The organism is Streptomyces sp. NPDC017056 (genome assembly GCF_044332485.1).
GTDB lineage: Bacteria > Actinomycetota > Actinomycetes > Streptomycetales > Streptomycetaceae > Streptomyces.
Genome location: NZ_JBIRPD010000002.1, coordinates 144,204 through 160,892 on the forward strand (window position 1 = coordinate 144,204; position 16,689 = coordinate 160,892).

The following is a 16,689-nucleotide window of genomic DNA, read 5'->3' on the forward strand; positions in this document are numbered from 1 at the left end:
CGGAGCGCTCCGCATACCATCGACGCCAGACCCCTTCGCCCTGCATGATCGACAAGCCGCCGGACAGGATCCGTACGGACAGGAGCGAAGGCCGCAATCGACGAGGGGACACCGTGGACGAGAGTGGGAAGCCGCAGGACCCAGAGGAGTCCGCGCACCCCCAACCGCCCAACCCGCCCGGACCGTCCGACCCGGCCCGCGACACCGGGCGCACCCGCGCGGCCGGGCCGCGCCCCCCGAAGCAGCAGCCGGCCAAGAACACCCGCAGGGGACGGCGCACGGGCGGCGGCATCCTCATGGGCCGCCCCTTCGGCGTACCGGTCTACGTGGCCCCCAGCTGGTTCATCGTCGCCGCCCTGATCACCTGGGTCTTCGGCGGCCAGCTCGAACGGATCCTGCCGGAGCTGGGCGCCGCCCGCTACCTCGTCTCCCTCTTCTTCGCCGTCGCCTTCTACGCCTCCGTGCTCGTCCACGAGCTCGCGCACACGGTCGCCGCGCTGCGCTACAAACTCCCCGTCCGCCGCATCCAGCTCCAGTTCTTCGGCGGCGTCTCCGAGATCGAGAAGGAGTCCGAGACCCCCGGCCGCGAATTCGTCCTCGCCTTCGTCGGCCCGCTGCTCTCCCTCGTCCTCGCGGGCGTCTTCTACGGCGGCATGACGCTCGTCGAACCCGGCACCGTACCCGGCGTCCTGCTCGCCGGACTGATGATCTCCAACCTGATCGTCGCCGTCTTCAACCTGCTCCCCGGCCTGCCGCTGGACGGCGGCCGGATGCTCCGCGCCGTCGTGTGGAAGATCACCGGCAAGCCGATGACCGGCACCGTCGCCGCCGCCTGGGTCGGCCGCGCGCTCGCCGTCTCCGTCCTGATCGGCCTGCCGCTGCTCACCCACACCGGCGCCCTGGGCAACGCGCCCACCGACCTCGGCGGCGCCGACTCGATCACCGACGCGCTGCTCGCCGCGATCCTCGCCGCGATCATCTGGACCGGCGCCGGCAACAGCCTGCGCATGGCCCGGTTGCGCGAACGCCTCCCCGACCTCCAGGCCCGCACCCTCACCCGGCGCGCCGTGCCGGTAGAGGCCGACACCCCGCTGTCCGAGGCCCTGCGCCGCGCCAACGACGCCGGCGCCCGTGCCCTGGTCGTGGTGGACCGGGTGGGCCGGCCCACCGCCGTCGTCCGCGAGACCGCCATCGTCGGCGTCCCCGAGCACCGCCGCCCCTGGGTCGCCGTCAGCGGCCTCGCCCAGGACCTGAAAGACGGCATGCGGGTCTCCGCCGAACTGGCCGGCGAGGATCTCCTCGACTACCTGCGCGCCACCCCCGCCACCGAATACCTCGTGGTCGAGGAGACCGGCGAGATCTACGGCGTCCTGTCCACGGCCGACGTGGAGCGCGCCTTCGTGGCAGCGATGGCACGACCTTCCTGAGCCGAACGGGGTTCCCCGGGCCACCCCTGGGTAAGCCCCCGCCGGGGGGATGATCGCGTTCGATTCGCCCCGAAGGAGCGCACGCCCCGGCCCGGCCGCACGCCCGGGTTCGGCCGCGCCCCGCCCGGGCCCCACCGCGACCGGCCCCGGCCGCGCCCCGCCCGCCGAGCCCCGGCCCCGCCGCGACCCGGCTCCCTCGTCCCGCCTCGGCCCGCCCGCCGCCCCCCCCCACCCCCGCCCCTCCTGGTACGGAGCGCCCCCCGCGCCCGGTAGGCTGGTCACATGTCCGAACCGACCGGTGCCGCCCGCCGTCGCGGGCCCTTCAAGGTCGGGGACCAGGTCCAGCTCACCGATCCCAAGGGACGCCACTACACGTTCACGCTCGAAGAGGGCAAGAGCTTCCACACCCACAAGGGAGCCTTCCCCCACGACGAGCTGATCGGTGCTCCCGAGGGCAGTGTTGTCCGTACCACCGGGAACGTCGCCTACCTCGCGCTGCGCCCGCTGCTCCCCGACTACGTCCTGTCCATGCCCCGCGGTGCCGCCGTGGTCTACCCCAAGGACGCGGGGCAGATCCTGGCGATGGCCGACATCTTCCCCGGCGCCCGCGTCGTCGAGGCGGGGGTGGGATCCGGCTCGCTCAGCAGCTTCCTGCTGCGCGCCATCGGCGACCAGGGCATGCTGCACTCCTACGAGCGGCGCGCCGACTTCGCCGAGATCGCCACGCAGAACGTGGAGCGCTATTTCGGCGGCCCGCACCCGGCGTGGACGCTCACCGTCGGTGACCTCCAGGACAACCTCTCCGACACCGACGTCGACCGGGTCATCCTGGACATGCTCGCCCCCTGGGAGTGCCTGGAGGCCGTCTCCAAGGCGCTCGTGCCGGGCGGCATCCTGTGCGCGTACGTCGCCACGACCACGCAGCTGGCCCGTACCGTCGAGGCCATCCGCGAGCACGGCACCTTCAACGAGCCGTCGGCCTGGGAGACCATGGTCCGCACCTGGCACGTCGAGGGCCTGGCCGTCCGCCCGGACCACCGCATGATCGGGCACACCGGCTTCCTGCTCACCGCCCGCCGCCTCGCGGACGGCGTCGAGCCGCCGTTGCGCCGGCGCCGCCCGGCCAAGGGCGCGTACGGCGAGGACTACAGCGGTCCCGGCAGCTCCAGCGGAGGCGCGGAGCGCGGCTGACCCGCCGCCCGGACGACGACCCGAACCACCCGGCGCCGCCGACGAGTTCCCCTGTGCGGGAACCGCCGGCGGCGCCGCGTCGTTCGGCGGGTAGAGCTCCCTGCCCGGGTGTTCCCTGACGGCCTGCCCTGTGGAACGATGCTGGGCACTCCCACCGCCACAGTTCTTCACAGGAGTTACCCCGCGTGCAGCTCACGGCAGGCCAGGACCTTCCGCACACCCGCGCCCGCGCCTTGCACTGGCTCGCCACCGCCGCCGCCCTGGCGGCGGTCGTCGCGACCGCGTCCCTCGTCCAGCCGCCCGACGCCACGGCCACCACCGGGGGCGCCGCGAGCGCCCGTGCCGCCGCCGCGCCGGCCCCCGACCCGCGTGCCGCCGCGTACCCGGTGGACTGCGGCCCGAACCGCCTCGACGTGGTCGACAGCGCCACCGGCGACCTCGACGGCGACGGCAGCCCCGAGACGGTCGCCGTGGTGCGCTGCCACACCGAGACGGGCACGCCGCCGAGCGGGGTGTACGTCCTCGCCCGCCCCGAGGCGGGCCGGGGCGCCCCGCGGGTCGCCGCGACCCTCCTCGCGCCCGCACGGCAGCGCAGCGTCGAGGGCTTCGCCGTACGCGGCGGTGTGGTCGCCGCGACCCTGCTGGGCTACTCCACGGCCGATGTGCCGCGCTGCTGCCCCGACGAGCGCGAGCAGGTCAAGTGGCAATGGAAAGGCGGGAAGTTCGTCCAGAGCGAACTTCCCGCCTCATCCGTCACCGAGGGTGTGTGATCCGTCACATACCGTCTACTCCGCGTCCGGGCCGTAGACCTCCACCCGGTCCGCGACGCGGCGTACGTGGATGCAGTCGCCCGGGCACTCCTTCGCGGAGTCCCGTACGTCATTGAGCAGCGGCAGGGGTACGGGGGTGGTGGCCCCCTTGTCCTGCAGCAGCTCGTCGTCGGCGCTTTTCACATAAGCCAGACCGTCGATGTCGAGTTCGAAGACCTCCGGCGCGTACTGCGCACAGATGCCGTCGCCGGTGCAGAGGTCCTGGTCGATCCAGACCTCCAGTGCTTCGTCCTGCGCCGTCATCTCGCCTGCCGTTCCTGCGTACCTGAATCAAATGGGGCCCACCCTGACGGGTGTTGACCGTCTCGACGATACAACCGTCCGCTTTCTGATGTTGTTGGGTGGGTATCCCCCTGAGGTGAGGACGTGCGCAAGGGTGAAGATCGGACACACCCCGACAGTCTTTTCGATCTAGGGGTTTCAACCTGCACCGGCCCAGGTAGGGTCAGGAAGCGTCCAGCTCCCCTTGGAGGAGGTGAGGACCGTGGCAGCCCACGACGACGACATCAACCGCGGCATCCGGCCAGGGCGAGGGTCTGACGACCCGGCCGGCCAGGTCGCCTATCTTGAGCAGGAGATCGCCGTCCTGCGACGCAAGCTCGCCGACTCTCCGCGTCACACGAGGATTCTCGAAGAGCGGATCGTCGAGCTGCAGACCAACCTGGCCGGCGTTTCGGCGCAGAACGAACGACTCGCCAACACGCTCCGTGAGGCGCGCGACCAGATCGTCGCCCTCAAGGAGGAGGTCGACCGGCTCGCGCAGCCGCCGGCCGGCTTCGGAGTCTTTCTACAGGCGAACGAGGACGGTACGGCCGACATCTTCACCGGAGGCCGGAAACTCCGGGTGAACGTCAGCCCCAGCGTCGACCTCGAAGAGCTGCGGCGTGGCCAGGAGGTCATGCTCAACGAGGCTCTGAACGTGGTCGAGGCCATGGAGTACGAGAACGCCGGGGACATCGTCACCCTCAAGGAAATCCTGGAGGACGGCGAGCGGGCCCTGGTCATCGGGCACACCGACGAGGAGCGGGTGGTGAGGCTCGCCGAGCCGCTGCTGGACATCACCATCCGCCCCGGCGACGCCCTGCTCCTGGACCCGCGCTCCGGCTACGTCTACGAGGTCATCCCGAAGAGCGAGGTCGAAGAACTCGTCCTCGAAGAGGTCCCGGACATCGACTACACGAAGATCGGCGGTCTGGGCGGCCAGATCGAGCTGATCCGCGACGCGGTCGAGCTCCCGTACCTCTACCCGGACCTGTTCAAGGAGCACGAACTGCGCCCGCCCAAGGGCGTCTTGCTCTACGGACCGCCCGGCTGCGGCAAGACGCTCATCGCCAAGGCCGTGGCGAACTCGCTCGCCAAGAAGGTCGCCGAGGTGACCGGGCAGCCCGCGGGGAAGAGCTTCTTCCTCAACATCAAGGGCCCCGAGCTCCTCAACAAGTACGTCGGCGAGACCGAGCGGCACATCCGGCTGGTCTTCCAGCGGGCCCGGGAGAAGGCGAGCGAGGGCACGCCCGTCATCGTCTTCTTCGACGAGATGGACTCCCTCTTCCGCACCCGCGGGTCCGGGGTCAGCTCGGACGTGGAGAACACCATCGTCCCGCAGCTGCTCTCCGAGATCGACGGCGTGGAGGGCCTGGAGAACGTCATCGTGATCGGCGCCTCCAACCGCGAGGACATGATCGACCCGGCGATCCTGCGTCCCGGCCGGCTCGACGTCAAGATCAAGATCGAGCGTCCGGACGCCGAGGCCGCCAAGGACATCTTCTCGAAGTACCTCACCGAGCGCCTGCCGCTGCACGCCGACGACCTCGGCGAGCACGGCGGAGTCCGCTCGGCCGCGGTCAGTGCGATGATCCAGTCGGTCGTCGAGCAGATGTACGCGGAGTCCGAGGAGAACCGCTTCCTGGAGGTCACCTACGCCAATGGTGACAAGGAAGTTCTCTATTTCAAGGACTTCAACTCCGGCGCAATGATCGAAAACATCGTCGGACGCGCCAAGAAGATGGCCATCAAGGCATTCCTCGAACACAACCAGAAGGGTCTGCGCGTCGCCCACCTGCTCCAGGCGTGCGTGGACGAGTTCAAGGAGAACGAGGACCTGCCCAACACCACCAACCCGGACGACTGGGCCCGCATCTCCGGCAAGAAGGGCGAGCGGATCGTTTACATCCGCACCCTGGTCACCGGCAAGCAGGGCGCGGACACCGGCCGCTCCATCGACACGGTGGCGAATACCGGCCAATACCTGTAACACCGCCGACCGGCTGCGGATGTCCTGCACGGGGCGTCCGCAGCCGGACGCATTTCCGGGGCCACGGGGGTGATCCTCCGGAACGCAGCGACGGAGCAGGTAAAAACCGGACTGGAGCAATGACTGTAATGATCTCCCCAGCGCCGCAAAGGCGTTCTAGGCTCTTCGGTACCGCCGCGTCACGCAGTGCGGGAGCGGGGACCGCACACGGACCGGAAGCGCAGCGGTACTTGAGCGCCGACCCCATCCGGGGGCGCCGCCGGGCAAGGAGGGCCGCATGACCGTACGGCGAGTAATGGGAATCGAGACGGAGTACGGGATCTCCGTCCCCGGCCACCCGAACGCCAATGCCATGCTCACCTCGTCCCAGGTCGTCAACGCCTACGCGGCGGCGATGCACCGGGCGCGACGCGCCCGCTGGGACTTCGAGGAGGAGAACCCGCTGCGGGACGCCCGAGGCTTCGACCTCGCCCGCGAGAACGCCGACGCCAGCCAGCTGACCGACGAGGACATCGGGCTGGCCAATGTGATCCTCACCAACGGGGCACGTCTGTACGTGGACCACGCGCATCCGGAATACAGCTCGCCCGAGGTCACCAACCCGCGTGACGCGGTGCTCTGGGACAAGGCCGGCGAGCGCATCATGGCCGAGGCCGCCGAGCGCGCGGCCCAGGTCCCCGGCGCCCAGCCCATCCACCTCTACAAGAACAACACCGACAACAAGGGCGCCTCCTACGGCACGCACGAGAACTACCTGATGAAGCGGGAGACCCCCTTCTCGGACATCGTGCGCCACCTGACGCCCTTCTTCGTCTCCCGCCAGGTCTTCGCGGGCGCCGGCCGCGTCGGCATCGGCCAGGACGGCCACGAGCACGGCTTCCAGCTCAGCCAGCGCGCCGACTACTTCGAGGTCGAGGTCGGCCTGGAGACCACGCTCAAGCGCCCCATCATCAACACCCGCGACGAGCCGCACTCCGACGCCGAGAAGTACCGCAGGCTGCACGTGATCATCGGGGACGCGAACCTCTCCGAGATCTCGACATACCTCAAGCTGGGCACCACCGCGCTGGTCCTGTCCATGATCGAGGACGGCTTCATCGCCGTGGACCTCGCCGTCGACCAGCCCGTACGCGCCCTCCACCAGGTCTCCCACGACCCGACGCTGCGGCACCTGATCACGCTGCGCAGCGGCCGCACGCTGACCGCCGTACAACTCCAGATGGAGTACTTCGAGCTGGCGCGCAAGTACGTGGAGGACCGCCTCGGCGCGGACGCCGACGAGCAGACCAAGGACGTGCTGGCCCGCTGGGAGGACGTGCTCGGGCGCTTGGAGCACGACCCGATGAGCCTGTCCGGCGAGCTGGACTGGGTGGCGAAGCGGGAGGTCATGGAGGGCTACCGGCGCCGCGACGGCGTCGGCTGGGACGCGGCGCGGCTGCACCTGGTCGACCTCCAGTACGCCGACGTACGGGCCGACAAGGGCCTCTACAACCGCCTCGCGGCCCGCGGCAAGATGAAACGGCTGCTGACCGACGCCGAGGTCGACCGGGCGGTGCAGGCGCCCCCGGAGGACACCAGGGCGTACTTCCGCGGCCGCTGCCTGGAGCAGTACGCGGACGACGTGGCCGCGGCCTCCTGGGACTCGGTGATCTTCGATCTGCCGGGCCGTGACTCTCTGCAACGGGTACCGACGCTGGAGCCGCTGCGCGGCACCCGTAACCACGTCAAGGAGCTCCTCGACCGGTGCCGTACGGCCGAGGACCTGGTCAGGGTCCTTTCCGGAGGGTGATCCGGGTCCCGATCCGGTGCCCGGCGAGGGGCTGAAAGGTCCCCCGAACGGGAATCATCGGGGTGTCCGGCGGACGTTGCACCAAGACAACGAAGAACAGGGCCGATGTCAGACCTTGCTTGTAGGGTCTGATCTTGACAGTCACATCGAGCGGGGCGAACCGAGCGGGGTGAGGGATATGGCGACCAAGGACACCGGCGGCGGACAGCAGAAGGCGACGCGTTCCACCGAGGAGGTCGAGGAGCAGTCGCAGGACGCACAGGCTGCCGACGATCTCAAGGAGCGGCAGGAGAAGCTGTCGGACGACGTCGACTCCGTCCTCGACGAGATCGACGACGTGCTCGAAGAGAACGCCGAGGACTTCGTGCGGAGTTTCGTGCAAAAGGGCGGTCAGTAGCCGATCCGCCGCTTCGGCCGGCCGGGGGTGCGGCGGGCACGGGCACGGGCTGCCCGCGGCCGCACCCGCTGCCGGGCGGAACCGGCGGGCCGGCCTCCGGCCGAGGTGCCGGCGGTGCGCGGCGGAGCGCGGAGCCGCACACCGCCGGTACCCCCCGGGGCGCCCGGCGGACGGCCGCATGTGGATCACGACCACAAGACGGGTAAGGTCCGGGGCGTACGGTGCTTCAGCAGCAACGCAGCGCTGGGCCAATTCAAGGATCGGCCGGACGTCTTGGGGCGGGCGGCCGAATATCCGGAAGGAAACGTGTGGAAGCCAACACTCGTAGCACCGGGCGTCTGCCGGCGGCCTTCCTGACGCCCGGCTCCTCGTCGTTCATGGATTTCCTCGGGGAGCACTCGCCGGAACTGCTGCCGGGCAAGCGGCCGCCGCTGCCCGTGCAGGGGGCCGTCGAGGCGCCGCACGGCACGACGATCGTGGCGGCCTCGTTCCCCGGCGGCGTGGTGCTCGCCGGCGACCGCCGCGCGACGATGGGCAACGTCATCGCGCAGCGCGACATCGAGAAGGTCTTCCCCGCCGACGAGTACTCGGCCGTCGGCATCGCCGGCACCGCCGGTCTCGCGGTCGAGATGGTCCGGCTCTTCCAGCTGGAACTGGAGCACTTCGAGAAGGTCGAGGGTGCCCAACTCTCCCTGGAGGGCAAGGCGAACCGCCTCTCCACGATGATCCGCAGCAACCTCGGGATGGCCATGCAGGGCCTGGCCGTGGTGCCGCTGTTCGCCGGCTGGGACGTGGACCGCGAGAAGGGCCGCATCTTCTCGTACGACGTGACCGGCGGGCGTTCGGAGGAGCACGGCTTCGCGTCGACGGGCTCCGGCTCGGTCTTCGCGCGCGGCGCCCTCAAGAAGCTCTACCGCGACGACCTCACGGAGAACCAGGCCGCCACCGCGGTCGTCCAGGCGCTGTACGACGCCGCGGACGACGACTCGGCGACCGGCGGCCCCGACCTGGCGCGCCGCATCTACCCGATCGTCACCGTGATCACCGAGGACGGCTTCAAGCGGTACACCGAGGCCGAGGTGTCCCAGATCGCCCGGGCCGTCCACGAGCGGCGGCTCGACGAGCCCGACGGCCCGCGTGCCGCGCTGCTCTGAGGGGACGGAAGTCCGCCATGCACGCGCCACTGAGAGAGTCATTGACAGAAAGGGACGGATAGCCGGTGTCGACGCCGTTCTATGTCTCACCCCAGCAGGCCATGGCCGACCGTGCGGAGTACGCGCGCAAAGGCATCGCGCGCGGCCGCAGCGTCGTGGTGCTGCAGTACACCGACGGCGTGGTCTTCGTCGCCGAGAATCCTTCCCGCGCCCTGCACAAGGTCAGCGAGATCTATGACCGCATCGCCTTCGCCGCGGTCGGCAAGTACAACGAGTTCGAGAACCTGCGCATCGGCGGCGTGCGCTACGCCGACCTGCGCGGCTATACCTACGACCGCGCGGACGTGACCGCGCGGGGCCTTGCCAACGTCTATGCGCAGACCCTCGGCACGATCTTCTCCAGCGCCGCCGAGAAGCCCTACGAGGTGGAGCTGATCGTCGCGGAGGTGGGCAATGCCCCCGAGGACGACCAGATCTACCGGCTGCCGCACGACGGATCGATCGTCGACGAGCACGGTTCGGTCGCGGTGGGCGGCAACGCCGATCAGATCAGCAGCTACCTCGATCAGCGCCACCGTGACGGCATGACGCTGGGCGAGGCGCTGAAACTGGCCGTCGAGTCGCTCTCGCGCGACAACAACGGCGGTGAACGCACACTGACCGCCGAGCAGTTGGAGGTCGCGACCCTGGACCGTACGCGTCCGCAGCAGCGGAAGTTCAAGCGGATCCTGGGCCGTCAGCTCTCCCGGCTGCTGGAGGAGAACGGCGCCGCGGCGTCCGCGGCGGAGGAGGGCCGGGAAGGGGCCGGCGGCGCACCGTCGGACTCCGAAGGCACCTCGGGCTCCGAAGGCGGCCAGGACACCGGGAAGTAGCGCTTACGAGGCGTCGTGCGGCGTGCCGGTGACCGGCAGCCGTACGGCGCGGCGGACGGGCACCTACGCGCCCCGGCGGGTCGAGCACCCGCCGGGGCGCGCCGCGTTGTGCGGCGGTCAGCGGGGCGGCGCGGTGGACCCGCGGACGACCAGTTCGGCCGGCAGGGTCACGGGCGCGGGCGTACCGCCGTCCAAGGCCGTCATCAGGGCCCGCATGCCGGCGGCCCCGACGTCCTCGGCGGGCAGCCGCAGGGTGGTCAGCTCCGGCTCCAGGGCGGTGGCCAGCGCCAGGTCGTCGACGCCCGTGACGGACACGTCCTCCGGGACCCGCAGGCCCAGCCGTCGCGCGGCCTTGCAGGCCCCCGCCGCCAGGAGGTCGTCGTCGCACAGGAGGGCGGTCGGCCGGGGGCCGGGCCGGGTCAGGGAGGCGTGCGCGGCGCGCAGGCCCGCCTCGACGCTGAGGGCGGCCGGTTCGGTCCGTACGCGGGCGTCCGGGACGCCGTGCAACGCCTCCGCGAGCGCCCGGGCCCGTACGCGGAAGGTCCAGGAGTCGATGTCGGCGGCGAGGTGGGTGATCCGGCGGTGGCCCAGCGCGAGCAGGTGCGCGACCAGCCGGCGGACGCCGTCGGCGAGGTCGAGGTTGACGGTCGCGGTGGCCCCGGAGTCGTCCGGGTCGCTGTCGAGCAGGACCAGCGGCAGCCCCTCGCCGCGCATCGCGGCCAGCGCGTCGGAGGCCATCGAGGAGGCGATCACGCCGTCGAGTGAGGCGCGCGCCGAGTCGAAGGGGTCACGGGCCGGGCCGACGCCTTCGGGGGAGGGGTACAGCACGACGCCGAAGCCGTTCTCGGCGGCGACCCGCGCCGCGCCGGTGTAGACGCGCGCGAAGAACTCGGTGGTCAGGGCGGGGACGACGAGCAGCGCGGTACGGGTGCGGCCCAGCCGGAGGCTGCGGGCGGCCAGGTTGGGCCGGTAGCCGAGGTCGCGGGCGGCGGCGCGGACGGATTCGGCCTTGGGCCGCGAGACGCGGCCGTGCCACTTGTCGCCGAGGACCAGGGAGACGGCGGCCTGCGAGACACCGGCGGCGCGTGCCACGTCCCGGCTGGTCACGCGGGCGCCGGCGGCCGTGCCCGGGCGCGCTGCTGTCGGGTCCTCTTGGGGGGTCACCGGGTTCGGGCTCCTCGCTTCGGTACGTCGCGGTGTGGACCCGCCGACCGGTCCCATGGTACGTATGACGCCCGCACGTTATACGTAACACTCCCGGCCGCGCCGGGTAGGAAGGGGCGGGCATGGCCGCTGGGTACGCGGAGCTGCTCAGGACACGGCACGCGGCGCGGCTGCTGGTCGGAACGCTGATCGGCAGGCTGCCGAACGCGACCGGGCCGCTGGCCATCGTGCTCTTCACCCGCGCGGAGGGCGGCAGCTACGTCCTCGCCGGGGTGCTGTCCGCCGTGTACGGACTGAGCAACGCCATCGGGCAGCCGCTGCTGGGGCGGGCGGTGGACCTGTACGGGCAGCCGCGCGTGATCCTGCCCGCCGCCGTGGTCTCCGCCCTGGGCATGACACTGCCGGCGGCCGTGGGGCTCGGCCCGCTGCCCGTGGTGTACGCGGCCGTGGCGGTCGCCGGGTTCTTCACGCCGCCTCTGGAGGGCGGGCTGCGCGCGCTGTGGCCCTCGGTGCTCAAGCGCGAGGACCGGGTGCACGCCGCGTACGCGCTGGACGCGGTAGCGCAGGAAGTGCTGTTCGCGGTGGGCCCGTTGCTGGTGACCACGTGCGTGGCGGCCTGGTCGGAACGGGCGGCGCTGCTGGTGGTCAACGTGTTCGGGGTGCTGGGCGCGCTCTCGGTGGCCGTCTCGGCGCCGTCGCGGGAGTGGCGCAGCGCGCCGCGCGAGGCGCACTGGCTGGGCGCCTTGCAGTCCTCCGGGATCGTGGTGCTCGTGGCGTCGTTCTTCTTCGTGGGCGCGGCGCTGGGGTCGATCGCGGTGGCGGCGGTCGCATACGCCGACGCGCACGGCGGCGGCATGGTCTCCAGTTACCTGCTGTCCGCCCTCGGCGTCGGCGCGCTCCTGGGCGGCGTGGTGTACGGCGCACGGCAGTGGCCGGGGCATCCGGAGAACCGGTTGCTGCTGCTGGTGGCCCTGTTGGCGGCGGGGTACGTGCCGCTGGCGGTGACGCCGGGAGTGGTGGGGATGACGCTGCTGGCGGGGCTGTCCGGCATCTCCCTGGCGCCCGCGCTGGCGTGTGCGTTCGTGGTGGTGGACCGGCACGCGCCGCGCGGGACGGTCACCGAGGCGTTCTCGTGGCTGGTGACCACGATCGGGGTCGGGTCGGCGGTGGGGATGACGGTGGTGGGGCCCGCGGTGCAGCAGGGCGGCCCGGCCGCCGGGTTCGCCGTGGCGGGAGCGGGCGGAGTGGCCGCACTGATCGTCCTTCTGTCGACAAAGCGCTTTCTTTCCCCTGGTGGTGGGGCCGCTGTGAGCGGGGCTGTCCGGGCCGCGGCGGAAAATGATCGGAACGGGGCGGCCCAACCCGGTTTCAGAGCAGGCCATCAGGCGTAATGTTCAGTCATGGACCGCCGCATTTTCGGGCTGGAGAACGAGTACGGCGTCACGTGCACGTTCAGGGGACAGCGCCGACTGTCTCCTGACGAAGTGGCGCGGTACCTCTTCCGCCGTGTCGTGTCATGGGGCCGCAGCAGCAATGTCTTCCTGCGGAACGGCGCCCGCTTGTACCTGGACGTGGGATCGCACCCGGAATACGCAACCCCCGAGTGCGACAACGTGACCGAGCTGGTCACCCACGACAAGGCCGGCGAGCGCATTCTCGAAGGTCTGCTGGTCGACGCCGAGCGCCGCCTGCACGAGGAGGGAATCGCGGGCGACGTCTATCTCTTCAAGAACAACACCGATTCCGCCGGAAACTCCTATGGTTGCCACGAAAACTATCTCGTGGCCCGGCACGGGGAGTTCTCCCGGCTCGCGGACATTCTCATCCCCTTCCTGGTCACCCGTCAGCTGCTGTGCGGCGCGGGCAAGGTACTGCAGACGCCGCGCGGGGCCGTCTACTGCGTGAGCCAGCGCGCCGAGCACATCTGGGAGGGCGTCTCCTCGGCGACGACCCGGTCCCGTCCGATCATCAACACCCGCGACGAGCCGCACGCCGACGCGGAGCGCTACCGCCGGCTGCACGTCATCGTCGGCGACTCCAACATGTCCGAGACGACCATGCTGTTGAAGGTCGGCGCCACGGACCTCGTGCTGCGCATGATCGAGGCCGGCACGGTCATGCGCGACCTGACGCTGGAAAACCCGATCCGCGCCATTCGCGAGGTCAGTCACGACATAACGGGCCGGCGAAAGGTGCGGCTCGCCAGCGGCCGGGAGGCGTCCGCGCTGGAGGTCCAGCAGGAGTACTACGAAAAGGCGGTGGACTTCTGCGAACGGCGCGGAATCCGTACGGGCACGGTCGAACAGGTCCTGGAGTTGTGGGGCCGTACGCTCGAAGCCGTCCGTGACGAGGATCTCGACCGTATCTCCACCGAAATCGACTGGGTGATGAAGTACCAGCTCATCGAGCGGTACCGCGCGAAGAACAACATCAGCATGTCGCATCCGCGAGTGGCGCAGATAGACCTCGCGTATCACGACATCCACCGCCGCCGGGGCCTTTACTACCTCCTGGAGCGGAAGGGCCAGGCGGCTCGTATCTGCAACGACTTGAAGATCTTCGAGGGCAAGTCGGTGCCGCCGCAGACCACCCGGGCGCGGCTGCGCGGCGACTTCATCCGCCGTGCGCAGGAGCAGCGCCGCGATTTCACGGTGGACTGGGTGCACCTGAAGCTCAACGACCAGGCGCAGCGCACGGTGCTGTGCAAGGACCCGTTCCGGTCGGTGGACGACCGGGTGGAGAAGCTGATCGCCGGTATGTGAGCCCGGGCCGTCACCGGATACGGTGACGGCCGGCCGTGGAGGTGCCGGGAGCGCGGGGGCGCTCCCGGCACATTGCTCTATTCCACCGTTGTGTTGCTTATGGAAATGCACCCAGGTTCAGGTCGTAGAGTGGCGGGCATTGCCCACCCGCCCCACGACCCCGAGTTGGACTTCATGAACCTCACGAAGAACACCAGCCGCGCTGCCGCCGCGGCGCTGACCGTGCCCCTCCTGCTGTTCACCGCCGCCTGTGGGTCCGATGACGGCAAGGGCTCGTCGGCTTCCGCCTCCGCCTCCGCGGTCGCCAAGGTGGAGGGGAAGCCCGGGGAACAGCCCAAGATCACCGTGCCGAAGGACGCCAAGGCGCCCGACGAGGCCGTCACCAAGACGCTGATCGAGGGCAAGGGCGCGACGGTGAAGAAGGGCGACTACGTACGCCTGGACTTCGCGGCGCAGACCATGAAGAGCGGCCAGAACCTCGGCAGCACCTGGACCAAGCAGCCCGGTGCGGATGTGAAGGCGCCGCGCATGCAGCTGGTCAGCGAGGTGAGCGACCAGCAGACCCAGCAGCAGCTGCCGCAGAAGGTGCTGGAGGCGGTGGCGGGCCAGAAGGTCGGCAGCCGGTTCGAGGTCGAGGGCACCGCGAAGGCGCTGATCGGCGAGAACCTGAACCCGCAGTCCGGCATCAAGCCGGAGGACGGCCTGGTGTGGGTCGTGGACGTGGCCGGCGCGGGCAAGGCGGACAAGAAGGGCAAGTCCGAGGGCGAGCAGGCGGCGCCGGAGGAGGGCATGCCCGAGGTCAAGGCGGAGGGCGACAAGGCCGCGACGATCACCATCCCCAAGGGGGAGAAGGCGCCGGCCGACCTCAAGGAGCAGGTCCTGATCAAGGGCAAGGGCCCGAAGGTGAAGGCCGGTGACGGGCTGATCGCGCAGTACACGGGCGTGAAGTGGGAGGACGGCAAGAAATTCGACTCCTCCTGGGACCACGGCGGGGCGACCGCCTTCCAGATCGGCACCGGTGCCGTCGTCAAGGGCTGGGACCAGGCGCTGGTCGGCAAGAACGTCGGCGACCGGGTGGAGATCGTGATCCCGCCGAAGCTGGGCTACGGCGCGAACCCGCAGCACGAGCTGGGCAAGAGCACGCTCGTGTTCTCCGTGGACATCGTCGGCACGGTGTGAACATGATCTGCCAGACTGTGGTCGTAGCAGTACAGATTCGTTCGTAGGAGCACTTTCGTGAGCATCGACAAGCCCGAAATCGACTTCCCCGAGGGCGACGCCCCCACCGATCTGGAGATCGTGGACCTGTGGGAGGGTGACGGGCCGGTCGCCAAGGCCGGGGACTTCGTCAAGGTCCACTATGTCGGGGTCTCCTTCAGCTCCGGCGAGGAGTTCGACGCGAGCTGGAACCGCGGCAACCCGCTGGAGTTCCAGCTCGGTGCCGGCCAGGTCATCCCCGGCTGGGACAAGGGCGTACAGGGCATGAAGGTCGGCGGCCGCCGCCGGCTGACCATCCCGCCGCACCTGGCCTACGGCGACCGCGGCGCCGGCGGCGGCCGCATCGCCCCCGGCGAGACGCTGATCTTCGTCTGTGACCTGATCTCCGTCTGAGACCGAAGGCGCCGGCCCACCGCACCGCGGCGGCCGGCCCACCGAGGGCCCGTGCCACCCGGCACGGGCCCTCGGCCTTCGCCGCCCCGGCCGCCGACGCCCGTCGTCAGGGCCCCCGGCCTTCGCCGTCCGGACCCTCGGCCTTCGCCGTCCGGACCCTCGGCCTTCGCCGTCCGGACCCTCGGCTTTTGCCGCAGGTCCCCGGAGCGGTACGGTCATCGGTCGGGAGTCCGACAAGAAAGGGCGTCGATGGCCATTGCCAAGGCCGAGCGGCTGATGAACCTGGCGCTGTGCCTTCTGGGTACCCGTCGCCCGCTGACCAAACGCGAACTGCGGTCGTCCATCGAGGCGTACGTGGAGACGTTCGGCGCCGGGGACGCCGGGAGCGGCAGCGACGACTCCTTCAACCGGATGTTCGAGCGCGACAAGGACGATCTGCGCGAGCTGGGCCTGGTCATCGAGACCGTCGAGGCACTGGACGGGGAGACCGGCTACCTCGCGCGCCGGGACAGCAACCGCCTCCCCCCGATCACCCTGGACGCGGCCGAGGCCGCCGCACTGGGACTCGCCGCCAAGATCTGGCAGCAGGCCCGGCTGGCCGGCGCGGCCAGCGGCGCGCTCCAGAAACTGCGCGCCGCCGGCATGCCCCTCCAGGACGACGACGCGTTCGAGGCGCAGCAGCCGCACAGCGCGCTGGAGCCCCGCATTCCCGCTCACGAGGCGGCCTTCGAACCGCTGATGCTCGCCTGCCGCGACCGGCGCCCCGTCGTCTTCGACTACCGCAAGTCCAACGCCGCGCGCCCCGAGCAGCGGCAGGTGGAGCCGTGGATACTGGAGTGCTGGCGCGGCCACTGGTACCTGGCCGGCTGGGACCGCGAGCGGCAGGCCGAGCGCGTCTTCCGGCTCTCCCGCATCACCGGCAAGGTCCGCTCCCGGCAGGGGAAGTTCACCGCCGAGGTGCCCGACCACGTCACGGTCCGCGAGACCGTGGAGAGCTGGGCCGGCGAGACCGCCACCGGCACCGCCCGCATCAGACTGCGCGCCGACCACGGCTACCCGCTGCGCGCCCGCGCGCTGAACATCCGCGACCTCGGCGGCGGCTGGGACGAACTGGAGATCCCGTACGGGCACGGACTCGACGCCTGGCTGGTGGAGTTCGGCCCCGACGTGGTGGTGCTGGAACCCGCCGAACTGCGGGCCGACGTCGTGGACCGGCTGCGCGCCGTGGCCAAGGGCTGAGA

General features: G+C 70.6%; 16 protein-coding genes. 14 read left to right on the top strand and 2 right to left on the bottom strand.

Annotated elements, in window-relative coordinates; genetic code table 11:
* Window positions 1-113: 113 nt before the first annotated feature.
* From ACH4OW_RS03555 to ACH4OW_RS03565, 3 genes are all read left to right on the top strand, one after another.
* Window positions 114-1,427 carry a site-2 protease family protein gene (locus ACH4OW_RS03555; RefSeq protein ID WP_360127949.1) on the top strand — a complete coding sequence of 438 codons (1,314 nt, stop codon included), beginning with the start codon at window positions 114-116 and terminating at the stop codon, window positions 1,425-1,427.
* A gap of 282 nt (window positions 1,428-1,709) precedes the next feature.
* Window positions 1,710-2,618, top strand: a complete 909-nt coding sequence (locus ACH4OW_RS03560) for a tRNA (adenine-N1)-methyltransferase (protein WP_003981600.1) — start codon at window positions 1,710-1,712, stop codon at window positions 2,616-2,618.
* 185 nt (window positions 2,619-2,803) lie between these two features.
* A complete protein-coding gene (locus tag ACH4OW_RS03565; protein ID WP_360127945.1) occupies window positions 2,804-3,388 on the top strand; it encodes a hypothetical protein in 585 nt (194 codons plus the stop codon).
* Between the two features lie 15 nt (window positions 3,389-3,403).
* Here ACH4OW_RS03565 and ACH4OW_RS03570 read toward each other — a convergent pair whose 3' ends face one another.
* Complete coding sequence (locus ACH4OW_RS03570; RefSeq protein WP_030017428.1) at window positions 3,404-3,691, bottom strand: ferredoxin; 288 nt, start codon at window positions 3,689-3,691, stop codon at window positions 3,404-3,406.
* Between the two features lie 241 nt (window positions 3,692-3,932).
* On the opposite strand from ACH4OW_RS03570, the gene arc reads away from it, so the two are divergent.
* The 6 genes from arc to prcA all read left to right on the top strand — a co-directional run bounded on the left by arc (window position 3,933) and on the right by prcA (window position 9,911).
* A complete protein-coding gene (gene arc, locus ACH4OW_RS03575; RefSeq protein WP_360127939.1) occupies window positions 3,933-5,699 on the top strand; it encodes a proteasome ATPase in 1,767 nt (588 codons plus the stop codon).
* A 277-nt stretch (window positions 5,700-5,976) separates the two neighbouring features.
* Window positions 5,977-7,488 carry a depupylase/deamidase Dop gene (gene dop, locus ACH4OW_RS03580; RefSeq protein WP_398024656.1) on the top strand — a complete coding sequence of 504 codons (1,512 nt, stop codon included), beginning with the start codon at window positions 5,977-5,979 and terminating at the stop codon, window positions 7,486-7,488.
* Between the two features lie 178 nt (window positions 7,489-7,666).
* Entirely contained in the window at window positions 7,667-7,885 is a 219-nt protein-coding gene (locus ACH4OW_RS03585) for a ubiquitin-like protein Pup (RefSeq protein WP_003981605.1), read from the top strand.
* A gap of 180 nt (window positions 7,886-8,065) precedes the next feature.
* Window positions 8,066-8,242 (top strand): endonuclease domain-containing protein, encoded by a 177-nt coding sequence (locus ACH4OW_RS03590; RefSeq protein ID WP_360127932.1) that lies wholly within the window; start codon window positions 8,066-8,068, stop codon window positions 8,240-8,242.
* On the top strand, window positions 8,194-9,039 hold the full coding sequence (gene prcB / locus ACH4OW_RS03595) for a proteasome subunit beta (protein WP_360127929.1): 846 nt from the start codon (window positions 8,194-8,196) through the stop codon (window positions 9,037-9,039). Before ACH4OW_RS03590 ends, prcB begins: the two co-directional genes overlap by 49 nt.
* A 65-nt stretch (window positions 9,040-9,104) precedes the next feature.
* Window positions 9,105-9,911, top strand: coding sequence for a proteasome subunit alpha (gene prcA, locus ACH4OW_RS03600; RefSeq protein ID WP_360127926.1), 807 nt, complete (start codon window positions 9,105-9,107; stop codon window positions 9,909-9,911).
* A 117-nt stretch (window positions 9,912-10,028) separates the two neighbouring features.
* On the opposite strand, the gene ACH4OW_RS03605 is transcribed toward prcA, so the two are convergent.
* Window positions 10,029-11,075, bottom strand: a complete 1,047-nt coding sequence (locus tag ACH4OW_RS03605; protein ID WP_398024658.1) for a LacI family DNA-binding transcriptional regulator — start codon at window positions 11,073-11,075, stop codon at window positions 10,029-10,031.
* 122 nt (window positions 11,076-11,197) lie between these two features.
* Between ACH4OW_RS03605 and ACH4OW_RS03610 the strand changes: the two genes are divergently transcribed.
* The 5 genes from ACH4OW_RS03610 to ACH4OW_RS03630 all read left to right on the top strand — a co-directional run bounded on the left by ACH4OW_RS03610 (window position 11,198) and on the right by ACH4OW_RS03630 (window position 16,687).
* On the top strand, window positions 11,198-12,466 hold the full coding sequence (locus ACH4OW_RS03610; protein WP_398024660.1) for an MFS transporter: 1,269 nt from the start codon (window positions 11,198-11,200) through the stop codon (window positions 12,464-12,466).
* A gap of 9 nt (window positions 12,467-12,475) precedes the next feature.
* Window positions 12,476-13,837 (top strand): Pup--protein ligase, encoded by a 1,362-nt coding sequence (gene pafA / locus ACH4OW_RS03615; RefSeq protein ID WP_360127919.1) that lies wholly within the window; start codon window positions 12,476-12,478, stop codon window positions 13,835-13,837.
* A 174-nt stretch (window positions 13,838-14,011) separates the two neighbouring features.
* The gene (locus tag ACH4OW_RS03620) at window positions 14,012-15,016 is read left to right on the top strand and encodes an FKBP-type peptidyl-prolyl cis-trans isomerase (RefSeq protein WP_398024663.1); all 1,005 of its coding nucleotides are present in this window, start codon (window positions 14,012-14,014) and stop codon (window positions 15,014-15,016) included.
* A 57-nt stretch (window positions 15,017-15,073) separates the two neighbouring features.
* Entirely contained in the window at window positions 15,074-15,448 is a 375-nt protein-coding gene (locus ACH4OW_RS03625) for an FKBP-type peptidyl-prolyl cis-trans isomerase (protein ID WP_360127917.1), read from the top strand.
* A 249-nt stretch (window positions 15,449-15,697) separates the two neighbouring features.
* The gene (locus ACH4OW_RS03630) at window positions 15,698-16,687 is read left to right on the top strand and encodes a WYL domain-containing protein (RefSeq protein WP_360127914.1); all 990 of its coding nucleotides are present in this window, start codon (window positions 15,698-15,700) and stop codon (window positions 16,685-16,687) included.
* Window positions 16,688-16,689: the final 2 nt, after the last annotated feature.

Bases quoted from the DNA above. Each gene is read 5' to 3' on its own strand.
- ACH4OW_RS03560 (WP_003981600.1), top strand. From the start codon at position 1,710: ATGTCCGAACCGACCGGTGCCGCCCGCCGTCGCGGGCCCTTCAAGGTC.
- ACH4OW_RS03570 (WP_030017428.1), bottom strand. From the start codon at position 3,691: ATGACGGCGCAGGACGAAGCACTGGAGGTCTGGATCGACCAGGACCTC.
- dop (WP_398024656.1), top strand. From the start codon at position 5,977: ATGACCGTACGGCGAGTAATGGGAATCGAGACGGAGTACGGGATCTCC.
- ACH4OW_RS03585 (WP_003981605.1), top strand. From the start codon at position 7,667: ATGGCGACCAAGGACACCGGCGGCGGACAGCAGAAGGCGACGCGTTCC.
- ACH4OW_RS03610 (WP_398024660.1), top strand. From the start codon at position 11,198: ATGGCCGCTGGGTACGCGGAGCTGCTCAGGACACGGCACGCGGCGCGG.
- pafA (WP_360127919.1), top strand. From the start codon at position 12,476: ATGGACCGCCGCATTTTCGGGCTGGAGAACGAGTACGGCGTCACGTGC.
- ACH4OW_RS03620 (WP_398024663.1), top strand. From the start codon at position 14,012: ATGAACCTCACGAAGAACACCAGCCGCGCTGCCGCCGCGGCGCTGACC.
- ACH4OW_RS03630 (WP_360127914.1), top strand. From the start codon at position 15,698: ATGGCCATTGCCAAGGCCGAGCGGCTGATGAACCTGGCGCTGTGCCTT.